Genomic DNA, 16169 nt, shown 5'->3' on the forward strand with positions numbered 1-16169 from the left:
TGATGATATTCACGCTATCAGAAATGCTGAGTTACTTCACTTTCTTTGCGGCGAAGCGGATTACCAAGCTTTTATCAAAAAGTGGCTTACCGCTAGATGTCAGTTCTTGAAGACGGTAGATGAGGAAGGAATATTTACCATCACTCGTTGTCCCCAGTGCGACATTTTCTTTAGACTTCGTCAATGAATTGTCTGCCTCAAAACGCCATTCTTTACCCTTCCAAGCTCCTAACAAACTACGTTCAGGTGTTGCAATATCAGCGATGGCTTCTAACTCTCCATTCGGTGATATAAAGGTATTCTTCTTAGGATCGTAACGTAACAATGAGAGCGTAGCCGCTGGACCTGAAGCATTGAGTTTCCACTGACCATCACCCACTTCCGTAAGCATGAGTGATGTGTCTGCTAGCTTTTTAGCCGCACGACTTGCCCAGAGTTTCTCATAATTGTCATACTCTTCCTGGCTCATTCCAAGCTTTTCATCAAACAAAGGAAGCGGGCTTCCTGGTGACTTCTTTGAATGCTCAGCGAACCATTCTGGGTCCTTCTGAGCTGCTTCACTGAGCTTCTGAACACACCCTTCAAATTCCTTGGGTGGAACAATCGCAATTATTTGAGCCTTCACAGGCTTATCCTTATCAAAACACGCAGCCAATGCTTCTGGCACCTCTGCTGCTGAGGTTACCCACTGAAGAGCAATAAAGGCAATGATGCCAGATGTCCAAGTCTTAGTCATTTTCATAAAAAATAAAGCACGTCGGCTTCGAATCCTCGGAATCTATCCCAGACATATGTAAAAACAAGAGTCAATAGCAGGCCTATCTCAATGTAGCCATCCAGCTTGGACCAAACGACTCAAATGCACACATCGTGCAGATTGACCATTTTCGGGATACCGCAGTTCTAACATCACTGGGAAAGCGCGTTTGGTATTGATATTCCTTCTCCCCCCTGCAGTGATCATACTCACCATTTTCATATCTTCCGCTGAGCCAATCTCAGTGTAGGCCCAAAGATAATCGTCACTACCTGGAAGCGTGACCCTAAAGCAACGAAACCTGTTATACTCAGAAAATTCAAACCCATGAAAACCATCTAACTGAGCAATCTGCACCTTTGCTCTAAACTCGTGCGCCTCGGTACTTTTTGCCGCTTTAAATGCGTTCCAATCTGACGGTTGGTAAATAACATCGGTCTCCCAGTCTACCCGGGATGTTCCGTCCTCTTGGGTTTCAACTAGCAAATATTGAGACCCTTGAGAGCTCTTCTGTCTCGCGACCACCCGCCAAAGCACTCCCTCTTTACCCATTACAGGAGACTCAACTATCGAGTTCCTCGCCTTTTCTGGCTCTAGAGGAAACTTCTTATAGTATGCATCCATCAGCGGGAGGACCCGCTCGCAATTACGCACGTAGAGAGCTTTTTCCTGTAATGTTCCAGCTCTTAGATACGCAACAATAGTTGCATTTCTAAGTTCTAATTTTTCGTTATAACTTAAAGCGGTACTTACCGGCGCTGGTTTAGCCTCTACCACCTCTTCGGCACTATTAACTAGCAGTAGAGCCCAAACGACACATCCTAAGAAGAACGCTGCTAGGACGAGCACACCAGCAAGGAGATTACGCCGCCCGCTTTGGACTTCAGAAGCCTCTTTCCCCCACTCATTTTCGACGTGGTCTTCATTGGAAACTTGCTGCTGAAAATACTGAGCATTTACCGTCTTTGGTAAATTGCTCAACTCTTCGTGCTTTTGTGAACTCGAGGTATTCGACAAGACGATAGGTTGCTGCTTAGGCTCGATCCTATGCACCACTTTTTTCACCGAATCTTCCTGCTCTGACATCTAGACTAGAAGTAATACAGTGAACAACATGTTGGCTAGGAAAATGCGACGTCTTGGCAATAGAAATCTCAATGGACGCGAGCTTGAAACCTGCTATGGGTGTCGTGTGATCGAACAAGCGCCACCTCGAATTATTATCACCACTGCAGGTTTTGGCGAGGGCCATAACAGTGCGGCCAATCACCTTGCAGTCGCTCTGGAGCCCAATGCTGAGGTTGAAATTGTAGACCCGTGTGACAGAGGGGCTCCATGGGTAAACCAACAAATCCGCAACTTCTATCGCTTTGTCACCACCTACGCGCCAAAAACTTGGTCCAAGATCTATAAGTCCACCGAGCGCCATGACTTCTCGGAAGAGCGGCTCCCACTCATGAGGAAACCTGAGAATGCCCTGCATGAGTCGATTCTGAGTTTCGAACCAGATGCCGTTATCAGCACCTACCCGCTCTATCCTTATTTTTTAGAAAGATCCTTTCAGCGAGGTGCCAATCGAGTTCCTATTTTCACGGCAGTCACGGATTCGATTGAAATTAATTCTTCGTGGACCAATGCTCCAACCGACTACTGGTTGGTCACTGATGCGCTGACCAAAGAAAAACTCATTCAGAAGGGACTCCCTTCTGAAAAAATTGTTGTCACAGGGTTTGCCGTGCACCCACGCTTTCAAAATCTCCCAACAATCCCGGTGGATAGCCCCTGTGATCCATTCAAGGTGCTTTACTTCCCCACATCAAAGAAACCCACTGTTCGTCGCTTTATGCGTGCTATCCTCAACGCAACAGGCGCCAACACGGAGGTCACCGTCGTTCTTGGCCGGAATGTGAGGAAACTCTATGATCGCGCACGTGAAATCCAACTCGAGTACCCAGGACGAGTTCAAATCAAGGGCTGGACCCGGCGCGTTCCCGAACTACTCAGCGAGCATCATCTTGTAGTTGGAAAAGCCGGTGGGGCCACCGTCCACGAAGCGATTGCAGCGCAAACCCCGATGCTGATTCACCACCTAGTCCCGGGTCAAGAGGAAGGAAACTTGGCCTTGATCGAGCACATTGGAGCGGGCCAGTTGACGGAAACTTCGAAGCAGGTGCATACAGCGATCTCTGCAATGACTGCTGATAATGCAAAAATTTGGCGCTCGATGAAACAAAACTTACAAGACAAAGCGCTTCCATGTGGAGCGACCGCTGCAGCCAAGTTCATTTTAGACCATATTCAGAAATCTAAAAACTCATGAAAACTTACTTATTCGATATAGGAAATGTCTTACTTTCTTTCGATTTCACACCGGCGCTCAATTCCTTACTTGGTCCGAATTCTAAGCCCAATGCCCTGCTTCAGATCATCGACAGAAAGGACGAGTTTGAGTCCGGTCAGATCGAGATCGACGACTTCATCAAATGGGCTTCTCAACTACTTAACTTCCAAGGAACTGACGAAGATTTCAAGCACGCATGGTGTCACATTTTCACTCCGATCCAAGCGACGTGGGAGCTAGTTAGAAAGCTCAAAACCGATGGCCACAGACTGATCCTCTACTCCAATACCAACGCCATCCACGCCCCCCATTGTCTAGAAACCTACCCAGTTTTCGAGCACTTTGACCATGCGGTTTTCTCCCACGAAATAGGGGCAATCAAACCACATCCTGAGTTTTTCCTTTGCTCATTTGAGAAATTTAATATTGATCCGGCGCTGAGCTACTACATCGACGACTTGCCAGCGAACATCGAAGCGGGCCGCAGTCACGGCCTCAACTCCCACCTGTACTCAGCAGACCGCCACCAAGACCTGCTTGACTGGGTAGCCACTCACTAGACGCCCAATCGGATTTAGAACGAGTCAGATCCCAGTCTAACGACTAAACGAAGTCTGATACCTTTCTAAAAAATTCACCCCAATCCGCTATGTATCCAGAAGCATTCCAATCCCACATCCAATCAACTCTCGGCGAAATCAAAGACGCAGGTCTCTTCAAAAGCGAGAGATTCATCAGCTCGTCGCAGAACTCCCTCGTCACTCTCGAGGGTGGACGCGAGGTGATCAACATGTGTGCCAACAACTACCTCGGCCTCGCTGACCATCCACGTGTGGTTGAAGCCGCTTCAAAAGCTGCCAAGCAATGGGGTTTCGGCATGGCTTCTGTTCGCTTCATCTGTGGAACTCAGACACTCCACCGCGAACTGGAAGAACGCATCACCTCTTTCCTCGGCACTGAAGACACTATCCTTTACCCATCTTGCTTCGATGCAAACGGCGGACTGTTTGAGGTCCTGCTCACAGCTGAAGATGCCATCATCTCTGACTCGCTCAACCACGCATCCATCATCGACGGAGTCCGCCTCTGTAAAGCAAAGCGCTTCCACTACACCAACAACGACATGGACTCGCTCGAAGAGCAGCTCAAGGCTGCCGATGAAGCTGGTGCGCGCTTCAAACTCATCACCACTGACGGTGTGTTCTCCATGGACGGCATCATCTGCTCGCTTGACGAAGTCCACGCACTCGCGGACAAGTACAATGCCATCGTGCACTTCGACGACTGCCACTCCACTGGTTTCCTAGGTGAGCGTGGCCGTGGAACCCACGAGCATTGTGGACTATTTGGAAAGATCGACATCACCACTGGCACACTAGGCAAAGCCCTCGGTGGAGCCTCTGGTGGCTACACATCTGGCAGAAAGGAAATCATCGACATCCTGCGCCAGCGCTCGCGCCCGTACCTATTCTCCAACTCCGTCGCACCAGTCATCGCTGCGGCATCACTGGAGGTCTTCGACATGCTTGAAGAATCCACTGAGTACGCTGATCGCGTGAAAGAAAACACCAAGTACTTCCGCAACAATATGGCATCCACCGGCTTCACCATCGCCGGCGACGATCACCCGATTTGCCCAGTCATGCTCGGCGACGCAGCGCTTTCTCAACAATTCTCAGACAAGCTTCTCGATTACGGCGTATTCGCCATCGGCTTCTTCTACCCAGTGGTCCCTCACGTCACAGCACGCATTCGCACGCAGATCTCTGCGGCCCACACGCGCGAGCAACTCGACCAAGGCATCGATGCCTTCATCAAAGCCGGCAAAGACCTCGGAGTCATCTAAAGATCACTTCAAAATCAGTATTTTCACTCAAGCTGCGTTCAGCAATAGTAGCGACTTTATTGTCGGATCACCCCATCTCCGCACTTGCAGAGTACATTAGCAGGCGCCAAGTTCCCACTCAACTCACTATGAATTCAGCCACACTCAAGCTCGCCGTCCTCAATGGCAAACCAGAGATTTTCCACACCCTCCAAGGTGAAGGTGTCAGCACAGGAGTGCCATCAATATTTGTGCGCTCATCCCTCTGTAATCTTCACTGTGCTTGGTGTGATACGGACTACACATGGAACTGGGAAGGCACTCCTTGGACTCACGAGAATGATCAAGTAGCAGGCTACTCAAAATTTAAAAAGTCCGACTACATCCTCGAATGTGAAGTCGCGGAGGTTGCCAAGCTAGTCCAGCAATTTTGCTGCAAAAATCTCATCCTCACAGGTGGTGAACCTCTGCTTCAGCAAGCTGGATGGATCGCTCTCATTCAGATCCTTCTCGCTGCCGATCCAGACTACCGCTTTGAAGTAGAAACAAACGGCACCCAACTCCCTAACCCCAAAATGGCTGAAGCCATCGACCAATTCAATGTCTCGGCTAAGCTCAGTAATTCTGGTAATGACGCCAAGCTCCGAGACAATCCTAAAGCGATGCAATGGTTCGCTAACTCACCCAAAGCATGGTTCAAATTTGTCATCCAAGACCCACAAGATCTCAGTGAGATGCAGCAACTCGAACAGAAGTATTCTATTCCACGCGAGCGCATCCTCCTGATGCCTGAGGGCCGCGATGAAGAAACCCTAAGACAACGCCGCCTCTGGTTAGCAGACCTCTGCCGCGACCACGGCTACCGGTTCTCTGACCGCCTCCACATCCAGCTTTGGGGCTCCAAACGAGGTGTTTAGCCAGTATTTTCAGTTTTTTGAAAAAAGAATGTAACTTTCCTGCAACATTTTCCAAGCTCCCGAGTTTCACTCAGTATCAATACGCTCTATTCAAACACGAGCGATTTTGTAACCTCTCAGCAGAAAGAAAAATAAGCGATGAATAACACACCAGAAAACGACCCAGCTTGGGACCTTCTCGACAAGGCTTCTAAACAAGAAGCCAGCCCGATGTTTTCCCGTAATGTCCTTCGCGCTATCCGCCTAGAGGAACAAGAAGCCACTCCGTGGTGGAAACGCTTACTCACACCTGCACCCATCGTTGGCACACTTGCCACTGCCGCTGCCTGTGTCGCGCTCATTATCAGCACACCCAGCACCGCTCCTGAAACCGCCCCCAGTGTTGCAACTCACCAGCCCACAACCGCTGAAAACTTTGCTGAACTTGCCGAAGTCTACTTCAGCAATGACGAGCTAGATTCCGTGATCAGCCCGATCTCCCTCATAGCCACTTCCGACTCAGAATCATTCAGCGACCTCGAGCTCTTTTTAGAGCTTTAGCTTGCTATTCTTTACAGGTTTTCTAGGAAACCCTAAAAAGGAAGCCCCTTTACCCGATTTTAATCTCTGGTGAAAAAAATCAACGAGGAAAGTACGCCTCCAACAACCCAGATCCAGAAGTCACCACTCACACAATAGGGGTAAACCATCATAGCTGCCCCCAACGCCTTTGGCTGCCGCCAATTCTTTCATCTTGCCGTAGCCCCAGTAAATCATCCTGAGACTACCGAAAAGAACCCAAGCATATATTGCGCTTTCTGTCGGCATTAGATAGATAGAATGACTGAATTCTATGCCAGTACAAGGGCACAAAAAAGCGACTAGGTTTCCCCAGTCGCTTTTGAAAATTGTTTCATCGTTCTAGCACATTGACTAGTGACAACCGGCAAGGGCTATTCCCACTCGATCGATGCCGGCGGCTTCGACGAGATATCGTAGAGCACACGGTTGATGCCATCGACCTCATTGAGGATTCGGCTAGAAACTTTGCGTAGAAGTGGTGTCGGGAGATCCACCCAGTCAGCAGTCATTGCATCTTCCGAGATCACAGCACGAAGGTTGGTAGCGAACTCGTAAGAGCGCTCGTCGCCTTTGACACCCACAGTCTTCACTGGGATCAGGCCAGCGTATGCTTGCCAAGTCTTCTTGTACCAACCGCTGAGCTTGAGCTCTTCGATGAAGATAGCGTCGCAGTCACGGATGATGTCGAGCTTCTCTTTAGTCAGAGCACCTGGGCAACGCACTGCGAGGCCGGGTCCTGGGAACGGGTGGCGATCGAGGATGTCCTGCTGGATTCCCATCAGCGCACCGAGCTCACGGACTTCGTCTTTGAACAGTTCTGCGAGAGGCTCGAGCACTTTGCCTTCTTTCTGCATTTCAAGAATACGATCCACGCGGTTGTGGTGCGTCTTGATTGTGGATGCTTTGGAATTTTCGTTAGATGCTGACTCGATCACGTCTGGATAAAGTGTGCCCTGAGCTAGCATCTCAGCATTACCAACAGCATCCCAGAACACGTCGATGAACATGTTACCAATGATCTTACGCTTTTTCTCTGGGTCACCCTCGCCAGCAAGCGCTGTGAGGAATCGCTCCGAGGCGTCAACCACTGTGATTGGCACGTTCATACGCTTGAAGTTTGCTTCTACTTCCTCGGTCTCATTCTTACGCATGAGGCCTTGGTCGACGTAAATTGCCTTCATGTTCACACCAGCTTCGTGAAGAAGCACTGCGAGAACTGTGGAGTCAACACCACCGGAAACACCACAAACAACTAGCTTGTTACCAACCTTAGCACGGATGCCGTCGATCAGCTCTTGCTTGAAGTCTTCGATATGGAATGGAGCGAGATCGCCCGCTACATCGAGGAAGTTTTTGAGAATCTGCGTTCCTTCGTGTGAGTGCGTCACCTCTGGGTGGAACTGGATGCCGAAGAATGTCTCGCCCCATTGGAGAGAAACTGGAGTGCCGTGTTGGTTCTTAGCGATCACTTTGCAGTTTCCACCGAGCGAATCAACTGTGTCGGAGTGGCTCATCCAAACTTGGGATTCTTGAGAAATACCTGCGTAGAGACCAGTCTGTTCAACAGGGAAAAGTCCAGCTTGTCCGTATTCACGGTGCTTGGACTTCTTCACACAACCACCCAACTTGATGTTGAGGAGCTGCATGCCGTAACAGACACCGAGAACTGGGACGTCGTAAGCTTTAAGAACATCGAAGTCGATATCTGGAGCGTCTGGATCGCTTGTACTTTTAGGGCCACCAGAAAGGATGACTGCGCCTGGTTTGCCGATCTCGCGGAGATTCTCCGGCATATAAAGCTTTGCAAAGTAGCCAAGCTCGCGCACGCGGCGAACGATAAGCTGAGTGTATTGAGAGCCGAAGTCGAGGACGGCTACGTGATTGATTTCTTCCATGATAGAAAAGTGATAAGTTTGAAGTGAAAAGTAGTAAGCCCAAATAAATGGCGCTTACTACTTAGAAAATTCTGAATAATTTGTAGCTTAAAATACTAGCCGAGTGGTTGATAGTTGGTTGGTTCTTCTGTGATTGTGATGTCGTGAGCGTGTGACTCACGGAGACCGCCAGCAGTGATCTGGGTGAACACTGCGCGCTCGCGAAGTGTTGTGAGATCCTTTGCCCCAATATATCCAAGACCTGAGCGAAGTCCGCCCATGAGCTGGAATACCACGTCTGCCACAGACCCTTTGTAAGGAACGCGACCTTCCACACCTTCTGCCACCATCTTACCTGAAGCATTCTGACTGTAGCGATCTTTAGATCCTTTGCGCATTGCACCGAGTGAGCCCATACCGCGGTACGTCTTAAAGCGACGACCTTGGAAATGCACCGTCTGGCCTGGAGATTCGCGAGTTCCTGCGAGGAGTGAACCCATCATCACGAGATCTGCACCAGCTGCCATTGCTTTCACAACGTCACCCGAGTAGCGGATACCACCGTCAGCGATCACAGCCACGCCGCGATCGCGACAGACTGAAGCCACATTTTCGATAGCTGTGAACTGAGGCATACCGACACCTGCCACAACGCGAGTTGTGCAGATAGAGCCAGGGCCTACGCCCACTTTGACAGCAGAGACACCTGCATCGCAGAGGTCTGTAGCGCCTTGAGCTGTCACCACGTTACCCGCAATCACTGGAACGCCGAGAGTTATAAGATTTTTAACGACATCGATCACCACCTTGGTGTGACCAGTCGCAGCATCTATGAAGAGTGCGTCCACGCCAGCTTCTACAAGAGCTGTCGCGCGTTTCATGTGGTCTGGACCAGGCCCAACAGCAGCACCACAACGGAGCTGGCCATTTGCATCCTTCGCTGAATGCGTGAAAGTCATGCGCTTCTCGATGTCAGCACCGGTGATGAGGCCAGCAAGCTTGCCGAAACCATCGATCAGCGGAAGTTTCTCGATACGATTTTCGTAAAGAATACGCCGAGCGTCTTCGATGCATGTGTCAGCCGGAGCCACCACAAGGCGATCAATAGGAGTCATCACATCAGCCACTGAGCGATTATTATTCTCCACATAACCAATATCACGTCCAGTCACCATGCCTTCGAGCTGGTTGTCAGGACCCACCACTGGGAAGCCTGAAAACCCTTCAGTAGCAATGATGTCACGCACGTCAGCGAGAGTCATCTCCTTAGTCACTGTCACGGGATCTTGGATCACAGCGTTTTCTGAGCGCTTTACCTTAGCCACCATTATCGCCTGCTCTTCAATCGTATTGTTGCGATGAATCACACCAATACCACCTTCACGAGCGAGCGCGATTGCTAATTCAGACTCAGAAACTGAGTCCATCGCTGCGGAAACCACAGGAATGTTTAGACCAATGTCTTTGGTCAACCACGAAGATATGTCCGTCTCGTTGGGAATCACAGCGCTGTGCTGTGGAACAAGAAGAACGTCGTCAAAAGAAAGTCCGAGAGAAATCTCTGCCATGACGGAGACAATAGATTCCAACACCAATTTGCAAGACCAAATCCCGTTCATTTATGATTTGGGATTTTAGATTTATAATCGCCAGCATAATTGAACGATTCCCCAGTCTTTAAGACTGAGCCAGAGATAGGATTGCTCCTACAAAAATAATCTGTCTAATCCGAGTGATCTGTGGTCAAAGAACTAGCAACTTCTGACCACCTATTCTCCAGTGAAACACGTCTACACACTCGCCGACCTTCGTGACCCAGCCTTTGCTGAGGAAATGCCGAACGCTAAACTCGCAGTCATCGGCTACCCGATTAAGCATTCTGCCTCACCGCAGATGCACCAGCCAGCGCTTGATGAAGCTGGCTTTGATCTCCAATACATCCGTGTCGAGGTTGAGCCTGGTGAAGTGGATTCATGCTTCAGCGAAATGGAGCGCATCGGCTTCATCGGCTGCAATGTCACCGTCCCTCACAAGCTCGAGGCGATGGCGCTGTGTGATGAACTCACTGACGACGCCAAAGCTCTCGGCGCTACTAACACAATTCTTTTCAAACAAGGTAAACGTATCGGCCACAACTCTGATGGACCTGGGCTCGCTCGCGCAGTGCTAGAAGATTTTGGTAAGTCGCTCACCGAACTACGAGTTCTCATCCTCGGCGCAGGCGGCGGCGCTGGCCGTGCGATCGCCACCCAATGCGCCCGTGAAGGTGCTCCAGCAATCTATCTATCGAACCGTACAGTCGAAAAGCTCGATCCGATTGCTAAGTCACTCACCGAAGAACACGGGGCCAAGCTAGTTTACACGCTTTCTACAGATGAGGCTGATCTCGCCACTGCGGCGAGCAGAGTAGACCTCATTATCAACTCTACCTCACTCGGCCTCAAAGAAGACGATGCTCTGCCGCTCCCAGCAGCTTGCTTGTCAGCAAAACATATGGTCTACGATGCTGTCTATAATCCGCCCGTGACACCACTCCTAGCAGAAGCTAACAAGCTAGGTTCTAAAACCTCCAATGGCCTCTCTATGCTGCTCCACCAGGGAGCTATTTCCTTCGCCTTCTGGCTCGGCCAAGAGCCCTGCATCACAACAATGCGTAGAGGACTAGGGAAATAAATCACTCATCAGTACCGGCCGAAGAATTCTTACCGGGATCTAGCTCAAGCCAGTGTGTAGCGGATAGCTCCTTTAGCACCATAACTGGATCCTCTTCAGCTCCCTGCTGCCAATCGAGAGTCGCCTTCACCCGCAAAAAACCAGCAGTATCCAACAAGCCCATGACACTAGGTCTAACTTCATCCTTCTTGCTAGACTGTGCGTCAAATGCCGCGCCTAGTTGAGCAAACTGAGCGCTGTCCTTCGGTACGTTTACCTGTGGAGATTCTTGCAAACGCTCACCCACCTGCATCTTCGGCTTATAAAAAATGAGCTGCAGCTTAGTGCGCTCTCGGCCAGCACCAACATGCCGACGTCGCACATACAGCCTAAATTCTTTTGGATTCCCAATCGTTTGATCAGCTAAGAACTGACTCCACCCACTTTCAGCATAACGCACATGTTGCTCCCAATCTAACTTCCACACTGAGTCCTTTTTCCACATCACGACTTCAAACCTTCGCTGACTTTTGTCTACCAGCAAAAATTCAAGCCGAGGCATCTCCCCCTCATCACTGTAACTATTGGCAAGAAGCCTTACCGGCGGACGAGGAACGATAAAGTCGAGGTCGCCTTGCTTTTGTTCGATGCTCAGGATTTTACGAACTCCTCCTAGCACATATTCAGACTTCTCATTCGCACTAGCCACGACCATGTATCGGTCGAACAAGCGCAATGCCTCTCTCGACTCTCGAGCGAGAGTGTCTTGGTATTCTTTCTCTTGTTTAACAAATTCGCTTGGCTCACTAGAGATTGGCTTTTCAAGCTCTCGGTTGTAGAAAACGACTCCACCACCCACTACAAGCAAGGACATCCATAGAACTAACGCCCACTTTCCTTGACGCTTGCGTTTCACTTTCTGCATCGAAACAAAATCTGCTACATCCTGGCCAGGAACACCATGTGACTCATCGGAGTCCACAACTTTTTCCATCTGCACAATTGAATTGAACTCCTGCGAACTAAAAGGGGACTGCCCGCAATGCGTGCACAATCCACCACTTATAAATGGTACTGGGGCTTTAAAAACCGAGTTACACTTACTGCAATGGTAAAGTTGGGAGTTTGGCTCACTCATGGATAATCTAGATATATGCAAATAACCTGTTTCCGTTTACTTAGGAAACTCAAAAATCTATGACGTCACAAACCGTGACACGATTGGCCCCAATTTTTTGATCGTGTCGTCTGGCCAATACTCCTTGGAAGTGAGAATTGCGGTGTCGAGAGCCTTATGTTCTGGCCACTCCGCGTCGAGAGGGATTTGACTCACCGCCCGCTTTAGCACCTTTTGGGCGAGCTCAGCATTTGCCATCAAGTGACCAATCACCGTCTGCACATTCACTGCCTCTTCCTCTTCATGCCAGCAATCATAGTCGGTCACCATAGCCAAAGTTGCCAATGCAATTTCAGCTTCGCGAGCGAGCTTCGCCTCTGCCACATTAGTCATGCCTATGACATCAAATCCTAATTGCCTATTGGCGTGGCTCTCGGCCTTGGTCGAGAATGCAGGGCCATCCATATTCACATAAGTCCCGCCATCATGCACCATCGCACCCTCCGCCTGAGCTGACTCTAGTAAAATATTACGCAATTCGGCACTCACTGGCTCAGCAAAGCCGATGTGAGCGGCGATCCCTTCACCGAAGAAAGTATGCTGATCTCGTCGGCTAGTGCGGTCAAAATACTGATCAGGAAGCACAATATCACGCGGAGCGTATTCTTCTTTCAGACTGCCCACGGCTGCCACACAAATCACGAAGCGCACTCCAAGGCTCTTTAATGCCCAAAAATTGGCCCTGTGATTGATCTCATGTGGCAGCAACCGATGCCCACGGCCGTGGCGTGGGATAAACCAAACTTCCCTCCCCTCGATCTCACCACCAATCAATGCATCTGAGGGAGCACCAAAGGGAGTATCCACCACTCGTTCTTCAGTCTGGATAAATCCATCCATCGAATAGAGTCCACTTCCGCCAATGATTCCAATCGCTTTATTCATGTGGGCGTAGCCTTGCATAGACAGCCAATCTGACCAGTAAAAAGGTGACAGATCATTGATGAATTGGTAAAAGTTCCAGTATGTCATGGACTAGCAAACCCAACCGAGCGTCTTGGCTTCGCATTTCACTCATGCTCGGCATCCCCATCACTCTGTATTCACTTGTGAAATCCGAAACCCTATCCATCCCGACAACGGCCCGTAGATTGATTGATAAAAACTATGCTGACGGCGCCAAACGTGCCGCGGCAGCAGCCGATCGAGTGACTCCCGAGCTCACTAACTCCCTACGAGAAAAAGACCTCAAAATTGGTTCTCCTATCTTCATCCGCATTTTCAAAGAAAGTAGAGAACTCGAACTGTGGATCGAATCCTCAAGCACCAAGCGGTTTAAATTTTTTAGGACTTACACTATCGCCGGCATGTCTGGTAACCTTGGGCCCAAACTCGCTGAAGGTGACCTGCAAGCTCCAGAGGGATTCTACGCTGTAAACAAGCGCTGGATGAACCCTCAGAGCAGTTACCATCTGGCTTTCAACATCGGTTACCCAAATGCTTATGACCGTGCCCACCAATACACAGGTTCAGCCATCATGGTTCACGGAAGTACGGTCTCAATAGGTTGCTTTGCCATGACCAATGAAAAAATAGAAGAAATCTACACGCTTTGTGATGCCGCGCTCAACAACGGTCAGCCATTCTTTCGCGTTCACAGTTTTCCATTCCGCCTAACTGATGAAAAATTAGCCACCGTGAGCAACCAGAAATGGCATATATTTTGGAAAGAACTACAAGCGGGTTACCTCCATTTTGAAGAACATCATCGCCCACCAAATGTTACGGTGAACGCTGGTCGTTACGGCTTCGCTAAGGAATAAGCTATCCAGCCTCTATCGGCGCTTGATGCTGCTAGGGTAATGCTCCCAGTGATGAGGTTTGAGCCCCTGTTCCTCTTTCACATTCCTCGCCAAACGCATATAGCTCGCGATCATTGTTTCTTTAGTGCCCCCTCGGTGCATGTTAGATTTCAGTTCTTTGAGCTCACGCATACCTAGTGTGACCCACTCTAAACGAGTGAATGCCTTTAGCTTTTCATCCCACACACCAACGCCAAGCAATCGTCCTGAGTAGTCAGATTTATTCCACTGACTGTCTGCTGACATCGCCAACTCACCGCTGAACTTTAGAAACACCTGTGAGCCCTTCACCTTGCTAACTTCAACTTCAAGCTTCTGCTTTTGAATGTGCTCCTTCCACCAGGCCCCAAAACCTTCCATCGGCTGGCAATGCAACAACATCCTTTCTACTAAACTGTCCGCTAGATAGCACCTCTCTCCCTTTTTATGTGTAGAAGGCAGCATGCTTTGCTGCTCGGATGGGCTCAGCCAGAATGCATCTAACTTCGCGTACTCTGGATGTCTTTGATCAAACAACTCCATCTCGGGAAAAGCATAATGCCTAGCGGTGGTGCGCATCTTCAAAACACCAGCCTGAGCAAGCTCTTCAGCCTTCGCCATGCTCCTATCACTTTCCTTCATCACTCGACGCCCAATCCGCTCAGACTTCGGCATCTCCCTATATTTATCAACAGCCACGCGCAAATTACGTAAACTTCCCGCAGCGTCATAAGTCGGCCATCCCGTATCAATTTTACCTAAAAATCTGCCCGAGGGAGTCACGGCATAGACGCCTTGGTGAATATTATTTCCACCATCGCCCAAAGATGACTTCAAGAATTGATATTCCGCCTGCTGTTTTGCCTCTGAAGGAAGATTATTGTAGGCAACATCATCCGATGCCACACCTACGAAATTCTCTGAAAGATACGCTACAAACTTTGAATCATTGAAAAGCAACTGCCTCGTCTTGAATCCATTTTGTCAGCAATTGCCCAATGGCCCACCAAAATACAGCCATAGTAAGATCGGCTTGTCTTCAGTCATCGCGTCGACGACACCATCCAACACATTATCCTTCCAATCGACCTTAAAGTACTCGGGTTCAGCCGTATCTCCGATCACGTAATTGCGAATTTCTTTAAAATTTGAAAAGCTCAACTCCTCAGGGGCATTCTGAGCACTACTAGATAACATTGTCCCCAGCATAAATGTCATACTGCATGTCCATAATTTCGTTTTCATAGCTATTTATACATAAGGGCTTGCCTCGCAGAAGTTACGCATGTTTCAAGATTCAAACCACATAAGCGTAAACCCAGATTAGCTCTTCCCCCAAGCATCTTCATCCATTACCACTCCCTTATGCAGCTCGTTGACAAATGGCTCGGATCAGACATCGCATACGCCGATGCCCTTCAAATCCAAGAAACTAAACTACTGGAAGTCCTAGAAGGCATATCTCCGAACACTTTTTACCAGCTCGAGCACGCGCCAGTCTACACGATCGGTCGCACAAGAGATCAGTCTTCATTGCGAAGCCTTGAACTCCTCCCCCATCCAGTGGTCGAAATCAACCGTGGAGGACAAGCAACCTACCACGGACCAGGCCAATTAGTCGGCTACCCTATCGTCGACCTCCGCCCACTCGGCAAAGACCTCCACACCTACATCCGCGCAATAGAGCAGGCTCTCATTGATACCTGCCAATCATTTGGAATCAATGCCCAACGACGTGACGGCCTCACTGGAGTCTGGGTAGAAAACCGCAAACTAGCCGCTATCGGTGTCGGTGTTCGTAAATGGATTGGCATGCACGGCTTCGCCATCAACATCACCAAAGAAAGCCTAACAGGCTTCCTCTCCATCACCCCTTGTGGGCTCGATGGAGTTAAAATCACCTGCGTCACCCACGAAGCAAAGCGTGACATTTCAGTAGAAGAATTCTCCAAAGCAACCTCCCAATACATGCTAGCAGCCCTCAGCCAGCTCGTAGTAAACTAAAAAATGCCGAGACCCAGTCCACTTGTCAGGGCTCCTACACTATAGGGAGACTATCTAGGTTGATGCCTGCGGCGCTCGACTGAATTAACAGAATTTTTCGCAATTAACCAATGATGACCGATGCTCTTGCGATATTTCAGAGAGAATGAAAGGTTTCGTCTTTTTTTAGCCAAGTCTTTAGAGAAATTCTGTAGAATGCTTCAAAATCTTGTTAATTCTTTCTAAAAATTCCCTAGTGTAGTGACCTAGGTCCACTTGCTCCTTTCCACTTCCACCTTTT

Annotated in this window: 16 protein-coding genes; 8 read left to right on the forward strand and 8 right to left on the reverse strand. The window is 49.3% G+C overall.

Going from position 1 to position 16169, the window contains the following annotated elements; all coding sequences use genetic code 11:
• Positions 1-31 precede the first annotated feature (31 nt).
• Both BSZ32_RS04725 and BSZ32_RS04730 read right to left on the reverse strand, forming a co-directional pair.
• Positions 32-742 (reverse strand): hypothetical protein, encoded by a 711-nt coding sequence (locus BSZ32_RS04725; RefSeq protein ID WP_105042366.1) that lies wholly within the window; start codon positions 740-742, stop codon positions 32-34.
• Positions 743-823: 81 nt separating this feature from the next.
• On the reverse strand, positions 824-1843 hold the full coding sequence (locus tag BSZ32_RS04730; protein ID WP_105042367.1) for a hypothetical protein: 1020 nt from the start codon (positions 1841-1843) through the stop codon (positions 824-826).
• A gap of 28 nt (positions 1844-1871) precedes the next feature.
• Here BSZ32_RS04730 and BSZ32_RS04735 point away from each other — a divergent pair, with 28 nt between their 5' ends.
• The 5 genes from BSZ32_RS04735 to BSZ32_RS04755 all read left to right on the forward strand — a co-directional run bounded on the left by BSZ32_RS04735 (position 1872) and on the right by BSZ32_RS04755 (position 6380).
• Positions 1872-3077 carry an MGDG synthase family glycosyltransferase gene (locus BSZ32_RS04735; protein WP_240610563.1) on the forward strand — a complete coding sequence of 402 codons (1206 nt, stop codon included), beginning with the start codon at positions 1872-1874 and terminating at the stop codon, positions 3075-3077.
• Complete coding sequence (locus BSZ32_RS04740; protein WP_105042369.1) at positions 3074-3658, forward strand: HAD family hydrolase; 585 nt, start codon at positions 3074-3076, stop codon at positions 3656-3658. Before BSZ32_RS04735 ends, BSZ32_RS04740 begins: the two co-directional genes overlap by 4 nt.
• Positions 3659-3747: 89 nt before the next feature.
• Positions 3748-4944 carry a glycine C-acetyltransferase gene (kbl, locus tag BSZ32_RS04745; protein WP_105042370.1) on the forward strand — a complete coding sequence of 399 codons (1197 nt, stop codon included), beginning with the start codon at positions 3748-3750 and terminating at the stop codon, positions 4942-4944.
• A 128-nt stretch (positions 4945-5072) separates the two neighbouring features.
• Complete coding sequence (locus BSZ32_RS04750) at positions 5073-5840, forward strand: 7-carboxy-7-deazaguanine synthase QueE (protein ID WP_105042371.1); 768 nt, start codon at positions 5073-5075, stop codon at positions 5838-5840.
• Positions 5841-5978: 138 nt separating this feature from the next.
• Positions 5979-6380: a hypothetical protein gene (locus BSZ32_RS04755; protein ID WP_105042372.1), complete on the forward strand. Its 402-nt coding sequence runs from the start codon at positions 5979-5981 to the stop codon at positions 6378-6380.
• Between the two features lie 392 nt (positions 6381-6772).
• On the opposite strand, the gene guaA is transcribed toward BSZ32_RS04755, so the two are convergent.
• Both guaA and guaB read right to left on the reverse strand, forming a co-directional pair.
• Entirely contained in the window at positions 6773-8287 is a 1515-nt protein-coding gene (guaA, locus tag BSZ32_RS04760; protein ID WP_343125951.1) for a glutamine-hydrolyzing GMP synthase, read from the reverse strand.
• Between the two features lie 104 nt (positions 8288-8391).
• Positions 8392-9843 (reverse strand): IMP dehydrogenase, encoded by a 1452-nt coding sequence (guaB, locus tag BSZ32_RS04765; RefSeq protein WP_105044770.1) that lies wholly within the window; start codon positions 9841-9843, stop codon positions 8392-8394.
• Positions 9844-10054: 211 nt separating this feature from the next.
• Between guaB and aroE the strand changes: the two genes are divergently transcribed.
• Positions 10055-10948 (forward strand): shikimate dehydrogenase, encoded by an 894-nt coding sequence (aroE, locus tag BSZ32_RS04770; protein WP_105042374.1) that lies wholly within the window; start codon positions 10055-10057, stop codon positions 10946-10948.
• Position 10949: 1 nt separating this feature from the next.
• Here the strand turns inward: aroE and BSZ32_RS04775 are convergent, their stop codons facing one another.
• Together BSZ32_RS04775 and mtnP are read right to left on the reverse strand one after the other, a co-directional pair.
• Positions 10950-11921, reverse strand: a complete 972-nt coding sequence (locus tag BSZ32_RS04775) for a hypothetical protein (RefSeq protein WP_105042375.1) — start codon at positions 11919-11921, stop codon at positions 10950-10952.
• Between the two features lie 201 nt (positions 11922-12122).
• Positions 12123-12989 carry an S-methyl-5'-thioadenosine phosphorylase gene (gene mtnP / locus BSZ32_RS04780; protein ID WP_105044771.1) on the reverse strand — a complete coding sequence of 289 codons (867 nt, stop codon included), beginning with the start codon at positions 12987-12989 and terminating at the stop codon, positions 12123-12125.
• An 80-nt stretch (positions 12990-13069) separates the two neighbouring features.
• Between mtnP and BSZ32_RS04785 the strand changes: the two genes are divergently transcribed.
• A complete protein-coding gene (locus tag BSZ32_RS04785; RefSeq protein WP_240610565.1) occupies positions 13070-13867 on the forward strand; it encodes a L,D-transpeptidase family protein in 798 nt (265 codons plus the stop codon).
• Positions 13868-13879: 12 nt separating this feature from the next.
• On the opposite strand, the gene BSZ32_RS04790 is transcribed toward BSZ32_RS04785, so the two are convergent.
• Together BSZ32_RS04790 and BSZ32_RS04795 are read right to left on the reverse strand one after the other, a co-directional pair.
• Positions 13880-14722 carry a hypothetical protein gene (locus tag BSZ32_RS04790; RefSeq protein WP_129589594.1) on the reverse strand — a complete coding sequence of 281 codons (843 nt, stop codon included), beginning with the start codon at positions 14720-14722 and terminating at the stop codon, positions 13880-13882.
• Between the two features lie 147 nt (positions 14723-14869).
• Positions 14870-15130 carry a hypothetical protein gene (locus BSZ32_RS04795; protein WP_105042378.1) on the reverse strand — a complete coding sequence of 87 codons (261 nt, stop codon included), beginning with the start codon at positions 15128-15130 and terminating at the stop codon, positions 14870-14872.
• A 120-nt stretch (positions 15131-15250) separates the two neighbouring features.
• Here BSZ32_RS04795 and lipB point away from each other — a divergent pair, with 120 nt between their 5' ends.
• Complete coding sequence (gene lipB, locus BSZ32_RS04800) at positions 15251-15889, forward strand: lipoyl(octanoyl) transferase LipB (protein ID WP_105042379.1); 639 nt, start codon at positions 15251-15253, stop codon at positions 15887-15889.
• The last annotated feature ends 280 nt before the right edge of the window (positions 15890-16169 follow it).

The sequence above is a fragment of the Rubritalea profundi genome (assembly GCF_002954445.1).
GTDB classification, from domain to species: Bacteria; Verrucomicrobiota; Verrucomicrobiia; order Verrucomicrobiales; family Akkermansiaceae; genus Rubritalea; species Rubritalea profundi.